Consider the following 11,700-nt stretch of genomic DNA (forward strand, 5'->3'; position numbering starts at 1 on the left):
GCTTCAAAGTCCGTCGTACGCCTGCTCACAAGTCAATCCCCTAGCTCTGGCCTGGTCAGCAACTTCAGCCAGGTCGCCCGCTCGCTGGTCAGCGCGCTTGAGCACGTCGGCAAGCACCATTGCGGCGCGGGCAGCTGCCTTGCTTGCGGCGGCAGTGCAGGAATTGCCGCTGGCTTCACTGGCTGCGAGGCGGTTGGCAAGGGTGTCGGCCGCCCCGCGCAGGCCGTCAGCAGAAGCGCGAGCGGTGGCAGCATCAGCAACTGCTTGATCAATAATCTGTTGGCCATCCTGAATCGCCTTGTTGATGGAGAGTTGACGGGATTGTTCTTTGGTGCGTTCGGCGGACTCGTTGGCAGCCCTCGCTGTGGCGTCTCGGGCATCGCGGCTATTCCACTCAACCTGCCACTCGGCATCCTTCACCGACAGCCCATGGTGATAGGCGCCAAACAGCGCACCAGCCATCACTGCCAGCGCAGCTATATAAGGAAGGATGTGCAGCCAAATCGGTTTCATGGCACATCCTTGAAGAAGATGTGGTGGCCGAGCACCAGAGTTTGCTTTGCTCCCTTAACCCAAACCGGTGGTTTCGGCATTGAGGTCGCGTAATAGTGCGTGGCGCCTCCAGTGGGGTCTGGCACTTTCCCGGCCATTACCTGATCAGCGGCGATCTGCGCCTGGGCGAACTCGCGAAACGGAATCTGCTTCGCACCACTCAAGTAGGCGAAGTTCGGGTCATTCCTGTTCCAGCAGCTGAACTGGTACGGCTTCTGGCACACGCCGACATACCCTTCGCCCCACCACGATTTAGCCTTGCCGTCGGTCACGCGGTTGCGGATCGTCCAGGCTACAGCGATCTGGCCGGCCAGGGACTCACCGCGGGCCTCCCCCCACAGTGTGCGCGCGAGGATGTCGCGGTCTTTTTCGGTTGCAGTCATAAAGATTCTCCGGACACAAAAAAGCCGGCAACTTGGCCGGCGCATGGATTATTTTTCAGGTACTGAACTAATGAAGAGGCGTTTCTAAGCCACTCATTGCTCAGTAAGGTTGTGGTTTATTAGTGGTGACTCAGACAGAATGTCTGATTTGTTTTAAAAAAATCGCCATCAAGCAAAGCAAGGAAGCGCAAAAATGAAATTCGTGAGCATTCTTTTGGGGTCGATCTTCTTAACTGGTTGCGGGACGATCAACACTGTCTTCAGAGATGACATGGTCTCTAGCAACAAGCTAGCCCGATGGCACTCCCATTGCGACTTCATTCCACGGATCTACAGCGGTGCCGCATTAAACTACTGCACTTTGAATGCAGAACCCCGCCGTTCTGTGGGCTTTGATGGGTATCCTGCGGCGCCATTGATCGTTTTCGATTTGGCGTTGTCTGGGGTCGCTGACACCGTAGTTTTGCCATACACAATTTACCTGCAGAACAAGCACGGAGATATTCCAAAGGCTCGCTTCGAATAACACCACCGCTGCCTGCCTCAGCCTGTACAGATGCAATAACGTCGACTTGCTTGCCGGCGCTCGGGATAATCTGTAGCAATTTCTGCGCAGTGATTGGCATGTCTCTCTAGGCAAAAACATACCCGATCAATGACGGGTTGGGTCGCGGGATCGCGATCAGACAGTTTCAGGTGGCAGCGCGGCGGGATCAGCGGCAATGTCAGGGATTGCCGGAATAGTCGGCCAGTTCGGCGCCAGCGGCCAACTCACCTGCGTGGCGATCTTGCCAAGAGCGAATTTGTAGGATTTCCAAGCTTTCAAATTGATGACCAGAGCGGCCTGCTCTGCTTCATCCTCTTCTGTCGCCTGGCCGGAATCAATGCCGTAACCGAGCGTATCAATGCGATCCTGGATGCGTGCGATCTGAGTAACAGCCTTGATGTTCCTTGCTGACAATTCTGCCTTCGCAGTGGCCAGTTGGCGAGTTTGCTCGACAGCGTCTTTCATGGCTTTGGTGATCAGCTTGGACCAGTCGATATTCATTCAATGTCCTCCGGCGCCGCATCTGTTAAAGGTTCCGGCAGGGACGCGGGAAAAACTACCGGACCATCCGGAACGTTTTCAAGGGGAATGGGGAATGCTTGCTCTGGGCTGTAGTTGACCGGCAGCGGAAGGATCAGCGTCAGTTCAAGTTCGCCGCCGACGTTGTCGACCTGGCCGGCGAGCCACGGGCAGCTGATCGCGCTGGCCGGGAGCGTATCGCCGTCTGCCATTTGAGAGAAGTCGAAGGCGTCGCCATTGATGGTGAGTATGGCGCCAACGCGAGACACGTCCAGCGTATCATCGCGGCGAGTTGGGGAAAGATTGATTTTCATTAGAACCACCGACCGTTTGCCAAGTACGAATACGCGTAAGTTTGAACAGAGTTCCAATACTGGATAATGGAAATAACGCTTTGACTAATAGCTGATGCCCGGCAATACCCTTGAAAAATATTAGAGACATTAACACTTATAATGTTTACTTTTACATCGTAAGGACCAACAAATGTTGCTGGCAAGGTAAGATTGGCTGAATAAGCTTGAGTTGTGGTTGTTTGATCTATCCCAAGACCTGTTGTAGTCCCACGACATATCATCGATCCATCAGCGAACTTCGTGTAAGTGCCGCTGGCGTTCGATCCAGTCTCCACAATTGCCCCAGCAGGCGCGCCACCACTCTGCGAAACTGTGCCTACGATATTGGACTTTCCGTAAGCTCCTGCTGCTTGTATTGCAGCCAGTAGTGCAGCAGTTGTAACAACACCCGTCCCGCCCTGGGTTACGCTGAGCGCTGTCGTTAATCCGGTGAGGGAGGTGATGTCGTTGTTCGGACCGCTGCGTGCGGCGACCAAGGTGCTGCGACCAGCCGCAGCATCCTGATCATTCAGCAAGGTCTGGATGAATACGGACAGATCAGAGATCCCCGTGCCGCCCTTGTTCGCCGGCAGTATGTCGTAGTTGCCGGTAGTGCCTAGTGCGGCCAGCTTCGTGCCGTAGGTGTTAACGATTGCGCGCAGAGCGTCAGCCGAGTCCTTGACATATCCCTGCATAGGCGCCAGCGCGTAGACCCCGGCTGCATTCGTCGCACCTTGGTAGTTCGGCGAGATCGACAACGCCGTGTCGCTGGCGATGTTCGTCACCTCGTACCAACCGCCGTCCGGGCCGAGAAAGGCATCGCCGACCCGGCTGTTGGCAATGAATGCGGTACCCGTGCCGATCACGGCATTGGAATTTTGGGTGAGAGAGACCGTTCCTGATTTGTACCAGGGCATGGCTTGCTTCCTATTCTGATTTGTTTAAGCGGCGAGTTTTGCGAATACAGCGGGCAAGAAAAACGCGATCGGGTTTGTAGCGGCGATGGTGATTGCGTACAGCGTGTTGTTGGGAAAGTCCCACCAGCAGTAGAGATTGCGGGGTATGCCACTACCCGACGTCATGTTCATGCCGAAGGTGTTCAACAACATGTATTCGTTCTGCGGAAAGTTGAACGGAACCGTGTAATAGTTTCTGGTGAGACCTTGCACAGTGGTGTCATATTTGACGAACGACCAGCTTTGGAATGCACGGGTAAACGTCGCGTTTGGCGTGCCTGAGTCAAACAACAAAGCCCCTGATCCATCCCACAATCGCATGCCGTATTGAGCTGCCGCCTGTGCTGCAAAGGCGGCAACGAAATATCGACCATTGGGCTGAGCAGTGTTCACGTCATAGGCGCGGACGTAGAATCCCGTCCAGTTGCCGGCCGCCCCGATCAGACGCATTCGGCAAAGCCCTGCCACGCCACCAACAGTGTCAGGCCGGACAAATACCAGCGGCGGTTCCTGAGAGGTTACGGGCGTTGCGAAATACGTCGTCGAGCCCATCCCCGACTCTTCCGTCGGCGCAAACCGACCGGAAGAAATCACCATCAGACGGGCATACTCCGAGTCGAGAATCACTGTATTGCTGTTGTTCATGAATTGAAGTCCGTAGCTCATCAACTCCACCTCATCACAATCAGTCGCATCGTTCCCGTGGCCACCGTGCTTGCCGCAAAACCACGCGTATGGTTGTAGACCCGTGCGACATTGTCGACGAGCTCAGTTTCGAACTGCATCTGGCTATCGCTATACCCCCCGACAGGTACGACAATGGCAGACCCATTGCCTGGGCCAACACCTGGTACCGAGAAGTCCTGATTGGATTTTCCACCAGGTGGGAAAGTCACGAGCGTCGACAGGGCCACACGAATGGTGAAAGAGTTCTCGTCGACCTGGAGCGATCCATCGCCGCCCCAGACCCGCATTCCATAAGCCATCTTTCACCCCAGATATCCAAGCCGCACACGCAGCACATTGTTGGCGTCGTAGACCGAGACGTTCAGCGAGTTGATTACCAACCGCCCCTGCCCCGGAACAATGCCGTTGATCTCCAGTGTTCCGTCCTTGTTAAGGATCCAGCCCTGCTGGCCGGCAATGTAGTTCGTCGAACTGATGTAGCTGCCGATCTTGGCGTTGGTGATGGTGCCGTCAGCGATGAAGGCTGAGTTCATGAACACTTGGCCACCCTGCACCGCAAACGGAACCGAGATGGCGCCGCCGGCGATGGTGTTGACGATGGCGAACCGGTCAGCGCTCACCAGAAACTGGCTTTGCAGGCCGGTACCGGTGTTCTCGATGCCAAGACCGATACCGGCCGCGACGTACTGGCCTCCCGCGGTGACCTGCATCTTCACCGACCACATCGTGTTCAGCTTGCCAGCGGTGTCGGCATAGGCCGTCGATGTTTGCTGAATCGCAGCGGTGTTTTGTCCCACCGACACATTCAGCTGATCAATCTTCGTGGCTGTTGCTGACTCGTTGGTGGCAACTACCTGTTCCAGTTCGGTGATGTTTGCCGCGTTCTCGCCGATGGCGACGTCGAAGGTAGTGATCCGCTCCGCCATCGCTTCGTTTTCAGAGGTGCGAACCTTTGATTCCGAAGCGATAGCCGCAGTGCTGGTCCACCCTTTCAGGGCGTCAGCCAGATCACCCTCCCCATTGTCATCCCGGGAAGAGGCGCGCAACGCTTGGAACGCCGTAGCTTGGGCCGTGACCACGCCGTCGAGCTCGGTGATATCGGCGGTGTTGAAGGCAACTTGTTGCGCCAGTCCATTCGCTGTCTCGATCGACTGACCGACATCCAGCCAATAGGTCGCGTTCGGCGGCGGCGTGTTGATTGGTACTTCGCCCTTGGCCTGAAAGATATGGCCGTCCTCCACGACCATCTGGTCTTTCTCGTAAACCTGATCCGGTTTGTAGGCGGCCAGGCCATCGAGCGCGTCGATCTGCTCCTGAAGGCCTGGGATTTTGTTGATCTCGTCCAACAGGTCTTGCCCGAGCTCCGTCTCAGTGATCTGGCCAGCGATCATTGCCAGAATCGGGGAAGCGTCTGCACTCGATTGCCCCTGTACACCGAGACCCACGGGGTACCACGGACCGATGTTGCCGATCCGGTCCACCAGGCGCGCCCAGAAATAGAATGTCACGCCAGCGGCAAGGCCCAGCATCGAGAAGTCGCTTTGTGGGTATGACAGGTCTGTCAGCTTTGTTGCTGCTTCCAGGCTGGTTGTCGGCCCGTACCAGATCTCCGTGCGCTGGGTGTCCTCGGCGCCAGCTGGGAAGCCCCACTTCAGGTAGATGCCGAAAAGCAGCGGCGTAGCCGTCAGGTACGACACCGCCGGCGGTAAGCCCTCCTTGCCCTTGAGCTGGTTAAGCATCGAGTTGCGCCAGATCGACGAGATATCGAAGGCGCTCACCGCGCGGACGCGAGCTACGTAGGCGCCGGCATAGATACCCACCACGTCGACACTGGTCATTCCGGTGCGCTGCAGCTTGATCCAATTGCCGCTGTCCTTGCGCCATTCAATGTCATAGGCAACGGCGCCGTTCACCGCTGGCCAGGTGATGGTCATGGTTGCGACGGCGATGCCCTGGGAAACAACCGAGTTCGACACAATGGTGACACTGGCCGGCGCCGGTACCACGGTGATAGGAATCACGCTGATCGGCCGCTCTTCCAGTCGAGCGCCGGTGTCGATGTAAGCGAATTTGCTCGGCTCGTACTGCAGCGCGCTAATTTCGAAGTCACCTTCGGCCGTGCGCTTGGTCCGCAGGACGCGATAGAGCGGGATTGCCAGATCATCGGCATCCAGTGCCCACTGCAATTGCGGCAGTGGTGCCTCGCTGTAGTTGGTGGTCACCGTCACAGCGCGGTTATTGACGCTCTGCACGGTCCGGCCCTCAGCCCGCCCGCCGGGCAAGTTGATGATCAACCGATCGCCAGCCTTGGCCTGGGTGTCACGGTCGAGCGTCACCACCCGGCCAGCAACAGCCGAGATGCGCCCGCCCACCTCGCGACCAGCCAACAGCGAATCCGCCACCGGGATGATGTGGCCAGGGAGTGGAATCACCCCTTCCATGCCGGTCTTGAACGAGACGGTGCGGTCTTGGTTGTTGCTGAGGATCGCCCACTTGCCGCGGCGCTGTGCTTCAGAGGCGCGAGTGCAACCGATGGCGCTCAGCTCGGTCGGTTTGTCGCCCAGTCGGCGCTGAAGGTCCAAATCCGCGAACGGAATGACGTCGGTGTCGTAGTTGTTCGCCGGGTTGTCGTAGCTGACCAGAGCCCGGGTATAGCGGGTCTTCGCCGAGGCGCTGCCGTAGGAGAATTTCCCGTCTACGACGTTGGCCCGGGTAAAGACGTAGTCGAAGTCCTGCGCGCGCGGCATATCCGCCTGCATCACCAGTTGGCCCTGAGCCCAGTACGTCATTCCCCGATAGATGCCGGCGATGTCACGCAGCAATGACCAGGCGTCTGCCTTGCCCTGCAGGTTCATATCGCATAGGAAGCGCGGCTCGACACCACCGAGGCCGTTCGGCACCAGCTGATCGCAGTACTGCGAAATCCGGTACAGCTCCCACTTGTCGACCATGAACGGCTTGATGCGCTTGCCCAAGCCGAAACGGTCCTCGGTACACACGCCGTAAGTGATCCAGGCCGGGTTATTGGTCCAGGCCTGCTTCATGCTGCCGTCCCACGTCCCGGTGTAGGTGCGTGCGATCGGGTCGTAGTTGCTCGGCACCTGCCAGCGACGTGCCCGACACTTCACGGTGACGGCCGGAATGTTGGTGAACTGCTCGGCGTCGAATTCGATGTAGAGCAGCGCGGTGTTCGGGTAACGCAGCTTGGCGTCGATCACTTCGGTGAAGCCGGCGATCAGCATGGTGTCGGCGATCTTGTTGCTGTTCTGGTTCGGGGTCAGGCGCCGCACGCGGATCTGCCAGCCAGTGGTGGCGTCTGGCAGATCGATCCGGCGGGAGCGCTCGTAGCGCGTGGTGGTCTTGCCGTCCACGGCGTCAACTGCCACTTGCTGATAGGCGCCGCCATCGGTGGCCACGTCGATAGCGTACTCGATGCGGTAGCCGACAATGTTGCCGTCATCATCCTGACGTTGCAGCGCCGGCCAGGCGAAACGCACGCGCACGGCCGACAGCTGAATGTTAGTGATCGAGCGTACCCACGGGGAGTCGCTACGCAGTTCCACGTTCAGCGAGGTTTCGTTCTCGACCGAGGGGATGCCGGGGATATAGGTCTGGTCCACGGAGCCCGGGCGCCAGTCCCACTTCACGTTCGGGAAATTGTAGTTGCCGCTCGCATCCCGGATCGGCGTGTTGTCGAGGTAGATGTCGTAGTCGGTCGGGGTTTCGTCGAACTCGCCCTCGCCCACGGCAATCAGCAACTTGGCCAGGTTGGTCGAGCGCAGGCTGTCGCTGGCCTCGGTCGGCGACTTCGGTTTACTGCTGCCGCCCTTCTCGCCGCGGATATCTATCTTCTGTGCTGCGCCCATGCTTTCCTCCAGGCATAAAAAAACCGCCTCATGGGCGGCCTGCTTGCTGTGTCCTGTTTACACTTTGTCTTCGGCGTAGATCGATGCGGAAATAATCATTCCGCCCCACCGCCGTTCGCCGATGCAGATCGGCACCGGGTTGCCGCTGGCCGTAGTGTTCTTGGCGCCGCCAAAGGCGTAGGACGGTGCATTCTCGGGTGATGCGCTTTGCTTCAGGCCTGATGCCTGAGGGCTAAGCATTTGGATCACGCCGCCAGCGACAAGGGCGATGCCGACAGGGGCCAGGGCCTGAAAGCCGGGAATGAACGACGCGGCAATTAGAACAGCACCAATGATCGTTTGCAGCAGACCAGCACGTTTGCTGCCGCTGATCACCGGAACAATTCGAATCTCCTGCGCGCCGCCAAGTGCAAAGTCTTTCTCGGGGACATTTTTCCGATTGCGGAAGATCGCAAACCGCATGCCTCGGCGCTCGAGTTCCTTAATTGCCGCTTCGAACCCATCGAGCGTGCATTTAAGCGCCTTGAACGCTTCGCCTACCGACTTGCTGCCAAGCTCCCGTCGGTGGACCCTGCCGAACATCTTGATCAGGGGGCCAGACAGTAAGATGGTCGTCATTGATTGGTGCGGGCTTGTGATTGCAGACACAGTTTTCTCCAGTCATAAAAAACCGCCCGTAGGCGGCTTTTGGATTGTGCTCACAGACAGCTTTTAACCGCCTGCTCTATTTCGCTTCGCCCATAACCGGGGGCCCACGCCATACGCTGGTATAGCGCGACGGCACTACCCTTTGGCATTTTGCGAATATTCAAAAGCTCGTCGGTCAAGTTGTTGCTCGCCGCAATCAGCCGATATCCATGCTCCGTCTCTGACATAGACACGTCGCTACGGGCGTTCTGCCATTTGGGGAAAACACAAAGGGCATAGCGCTTTGGATCTTTTGAGGTATTGCCCGAGATACTTGGATCCTTCGACTCCAAGTCACCAGGCGATACGCACCCCGCCAGCAACGCTACCGCCAGCGCCCCTACGAAAAATTTCATGCAGGTCACTCCTGTGGAAAGGTGCCAACCATATCACCGCTTTGCGCCTGTACGAATCGTAAGCGGGCTGAAAGTCTTATCAGCAGAGTACCTGCTACGGTTGCCTGTTCCACACTCAGCAGCGAGCGAAGGGCTAACAGCTGACCTAGCGCAGTTCAAGCCTCGTAAAATGAACATACATTCATGCAAGCGCAGCCGTAGATTGCCTACCCTTAAGTTTCCGACATAGTGAATACAGGAGTAACCCACGATGTTCGCACACGAAGGTGCTGGCTTGATTACGCTTTATATTGTCATGGCATCGATCGCTTTAATTGTGATCGCTCATGGTATTCATACTCACTGGCAATACCACCAAAAGGACATACGTGATCAATCTCGCATTCGTTCATACGATGAGGAAAGCGAGTCTCCGACTGATACACCTACGTGTTGAATGTCTCTATCAAGGAGCCCGGTGCCGCCCGGGCTTTTTATCGCCTGTACGAATCCCCAGTATCTCCGCCACCCCTTAGATTGTAGCCTCCAGTCTGGTGCAATGGATTTACCAAAGGAGTGAGCATGAATAACCCAAAGCAGTCAGTCGAAAAAATCGAAGAACTCCTGAAAGCAGCGCGCGAGACAAACAGCCTGTTTGCACACGCTGCGGCATTCGCGGCGATTACTGCATTGGTAGATAAGCTGGACCGATACTTCAAAGAAAAAGCTGTAGACGCCGATGAAAACGTAGAGCGTCTTCGCTCTCATTCGGCTGCAATGCTTGGATATGACATCACAAACGGTCACAGCATTAAGCAGCATTATGTTTGGGCGCTTGATGCCATCTCTGGATTGAATGATGCACTCAGCAGATTGAGAAATTAAAGGACTTCCCAGTCTTTTGCCTGCAAAGCAAAGGATTGGGATTGCGCCAATTTTGGCGCAGATGGGACCTAGGAGGTCAAAATGGAAGTGCTTTCACCATTCGAAAAGGGAGTTCTCATGGCTCTCGTTTCGATCACTGCAACTCTTCGATCAACACCAGGCTTCGATGGTGAGGCTCTCACTAAAGCGGCGCAGCATTTCATCTACAATCCCGTGCAGGGCTGTTCAGAGGGGGCTTCTTTCGAGGCTTACGAATGGCCTCTCTGTATCCTGACAAAAGACCTTTCACAGCTTCAGAACTTGCTGAATGCAGACAAAATCATGAATTAATTTCCAGTTCTTTCTTTTTCGATAACCGCCAAACAGGTTCGCCGCTGGCGGTTTTCCTCTCCGATTCAAGCATCTTTCACTCCCTCGACGTTGCCGCATCATATGGTTCGTCGTGCATCTTTGTGCCTGAGGATCAGGCTTGTTCGGTCCAGCCATGGACCGCCGAAGACGATGATCTCGCTCGGCCTGCCGTACAGGTGATGCAGGAGGAAAGGCCCAGGGCCGAAGGTCGCCGCGTCTTCGCCAGGCAGTGACGGACTGGCGCCGAGGAATATCCCCGCATGATTCGGGTAAACCGTCCGGCCTACCTCCATTACGATCATGTCACCTCGCTGAGGCTGGTCGACCCGGTAGAAGCCGGCAGTCTCGTAGTTCGCCTCGTACAGGCTGGTGTTGTCCTTGCTCTCCCACCAGCCGTCGGCGCGATTGAAGGCTTCAAACTCCAGCCCCCACTCGCGCTGATACCAATCCGCGCAGACCTGCCAGCAGTCCCAAGCGCCATGCACGAACGGACGCTTCAGCAGCGGAACGGCGCCGGCTGGCATCACCGTGCGCAAGTCACCCTCCGGCCAACTGAGGATGTGCCACGGCATCGCGGTCGCTTCGCACATGGCCAGGTCGCGGGGAGATGGCCTGCTGGTTGCATCCGGATGCGAATGAACGATGCCGATTACTTCGCCAACGTCTTCCGCTGCGGCATAGTCCTCAGGATCAATCCGGAACTCTTCGTTGGGTTCAGATGCGATGTTTCGGCACGGGTAATACTGCTGCCTGCGTTCGATGCCCAGCAGCAAACCACAGCACTCTTTCGGGTACTCGGCAGCCGCATGAGCCTGGATCGCACTCAAGATGTGCTTGCGCATGGTCAGCTCCGTGCGATCAGGGAAACGGCGGGGAATCCACCAAATGGCAGTGGGTTCCCCTCACCGAAGCGAGGAATACATCCCCGGCCCAGCGTGGCGTCGCACTCGTCCAGTTCAGGGTTGTCGGTGGGTACGCCATCCTTCGTGACGTAGCCACCGGTGTAGCCGCAGTTCGGCCCCCGGTAACTGCCGGTGAGACACCAGTGGCACAGCGTCGTGGCCTGACGCCCGATGGATTCGCCGCCGACGTCGCCCGGGCTCGCAAGCTCCCAGCTGACCGTCTCCCCGTCTTCGTTGGTTTTCTGGTCTATGTACCAGACCTCGATCGTCTCCTGGGTTGGGTCCGCTGTCGGGTTGCCTGCCGGGAAGTTCACTGCATCCAGGTACGTGCCCAAGGTGTGACGCATGGTCAGCTTGAACTCGAGCAGATCGTCGAACGCCAAACAGAGCGCAGTGATGCGCCCGTTGACGTTGCCGACCGACAGGGTGGGACGCACCGCCGTGCCGTCCCCATTGGCTTCGATGCCGTCGATCTGCATTGGCCAGGCGCCGTACTCGTTGCCCTGCCACCAGATCGCCTTCGCGGGCAGCTGATCCGCATCGGCACCGGCGGCAATCAGTTCCTCCGGCGAGTGCGGGATCGCATGCCCATGGAAGCGCAACACGTCCGCACCGTAATCTGTGCCGTCCAATTCAAAGAGCAGCACTTCACTGCCAGGTTCGAGGATCTGGATGTCACTGATCAGCGGCATGGT

15 protein-coding genes are annotated in these 11,700 nt (G+C 57.4%); 3 read left to right on the forward strand and 12 right to left on the reverse strand.

Annotation, left to right across the window (positions count from 1 at the left end; all coding sequences use genetic code 11):
* Positions 1-3: 3 nt before the first annotated feature.
* Positions 4-513, reverse strand: coding sequence for a DUF2514 family protein (locus AB7M29_RS21930; protein WP_454247934.1), 510 nt, complete (start codon positions 511-513; stop codon positions 4-6).
* Positions 510-935, reverse strand: coding sequence for a cell wall hydrolase (locus AB7M29_RS21935; protein ID WP_454247935.1), 426 nt, complete (start codon positions 933-935; stop codon positions 510-512). The genes AB7M29_RS21930 and AB7M29_RS21935 overlap by 4 nt, the downstream gene beginning before the upstream one ends.
* Positions 936-1,128: 193 nt before the next feature.
* Here AB7M29_RS21935 and AB7M29_RS21940 point away from each other — a divergent pair, with 193 nt between their 5' ends.
* A complete protein-coding gene (locus AB7M29_RS21940) occupies positions 1,129-1,461 on the forward strand; it encodes a YceK/YidQ family lipoprotein (RefSeq protein ID WP_454247936.1) in 333 nt (110 codons plus the stop codon).
* A 156-nt stretch (positions 1,462-1,617) separates the two neighbouring features.
* Here AB7M29_RS21940 and AB7M29_RS21945 read toward each other — a convergent pair whose 3' ends face one another.
* The 8 genes from AB7M29_RS21945 to AB7M29_RS21980 form a co-directional block, all read right to left on the reverse strand.
* Positions 1,618-1,983, reverse strand: coding sequence for a phage tail protein (locus AB7M29_RS21945; RefSeq protein WP_454247937.1), 366 nt, complete (start codon positions 1,981-1,983; stop codon positions 1,618-1,620).
* Positions 1,980-2,315: a hypothetical protein gene (locus tag AB7M29_RS21950; RefSeq protein ID WP_454247938.1), complete on the reverse strand. Its 336-nt coding sequence runs from the start codon at positions 2,313-2,315 to the stop codon at positions 1,980-1,982. Before AB7M29_RS21950 ends, AB7M29_RS21945 begins: the two co-directional genes overlap by 4 nt.
* A complete protein-coding gene (locus tag AB7M29_RS21955; RefSeq protein ID WP_454247939.1) occupies positions 2,315-3,253 on the reverse strand; it encodes a phage tail protein in 939 nt (312 codons plus the stop codon). The genes AB7M29_RS21950 and AB7M29_RS21955 overlap by 1 nt, the downstream gene beginning before the upstream one ends.
* A 24-nt stretch (positions 3,254-3,277) precedes the next feature.
* Positions 3,278-3,958 (reverse strand): hypothetical protein, encoded by a 681-nt coding sequence (locus AB7M29_RS21960; RefSeq protein ID WP_454247940.1) that lies wholly within the window; start codon positions 3,956-3,958, stop codon positions 3,278-3,280.
* A complete protein-coding gene (locus AB7M29_RS21965) occupies positions 3,958-4,266 on the reverse strand; it encodes a hypothetical protein (RefSeq protein ID WP_454248747.1) in 309 nt (102 codons plus the stop codon). The genes AB7M29_RS21960 and AB7M29_RS21965 overlap by 1 nt, the downstream gene beginning before the upstream one ends.
* 15 nt (positions 4,267-4,281) lie before the next feature.
* Positions 4,282-7,845, reverse strand: a complete 3,564-nt coding sequence (locus AB7M29_RS21970) for a phage tail protein (RefSeq protein ID WP_454247941.1) — start codon at positions 7,843-7,845, stop codon at positions 4,282-4,284.
* Positions 7,846-7,902: 57 nt separating this feature from the next.
* Entirely contained in the window at positions 7,903-8,463 is a 561-nt protein-coding gene (locus tag AB7M29_RS21975; RefSeq protein ID WP_454248748.1) for a tail assembly protein, read from the reverse strand.
* A gap of 80 nt (positions 8,464-8,543) precedes the next feature.
* Positions 8,544-8,888: a hypothetical protein gene (locus tag AB7M29_RS21980; RefSeq protein WP_454247942.1), complete on the reverse strand. Its 345-nt coding sequence runs from the start codon at positions 8,886-8,888 to the stop codon at positions 8,544-8,546.
* A gap of 561 nt (positions 8,889-9,449) precedes the next feature.
* Between AB7M29_RS21980 and AB7M29_RS21985 the strand changes: the two genes are divergently transcribed.
* Both AB7M29_RS21985 and AB7M29_RS21990 read left to right on the forward strand, forming a co-directional pair.
* Entirely contained in the window at positions 9,450-9,752 is a 303-nt protein-coding gene (locus AB7M29_RS21985; RefSeq protein WP_454247943.1) for a hypothetical protein, read from the forward strand.
* A gap of 81 nt (positions 9,753-9,833) precedes the next feature.
* The gene (locus AB7M29_RS21990; protein ID WP_454247944.1) at positions 9,834-10,082 is read left to right on the forward strand and encodes a hypothetical protein; all 249 of its coding nucleotides are present in this window, start codon (positions 9,834-9,836) and stop codon (positions 10,080-10,082) included.
* 98 nt (positions 10,083-10,180) lie between these two features.
* On the opposite strand, the gene AB7M29_RS21995 is transcribed toward AB7M29_RS21990, so the two are convergent.
* Both AB7M29_RS21995 and AB7M29_RS22000 read right to left on the reverse strand, forming a co-directional pair.
* The gene (locus AB7M29_RS21995) at positions 10,181-10,945 is read right to left on the reverse strand and encodes a C40 family peptidase (RefSeq protein WP_454247945.1); all 765 of its coding nucleotides are present in this window, start codon (positions 10,943-10,945) and stop codon (positions 10,181-10,183) included.
* 2 nt (positions 10,946-10,947) lie between these two features.
* On the reverse strand, positions 10,948-11,697 hold the full coding sequence (locus AB7M29_RS22000; protein WP_454247946.1) for a phage minor tail protein L: 750 nt from the start codon (positions 11,695-11,697) through the stop codon (positions 10,948-10,950).
* Positions 11,698-11,700: the final 3 nt, after the last annotated feature.

This window comes from Pseudomonas sp. F-14 TE3623 (genome assembly GCF_053629015.1).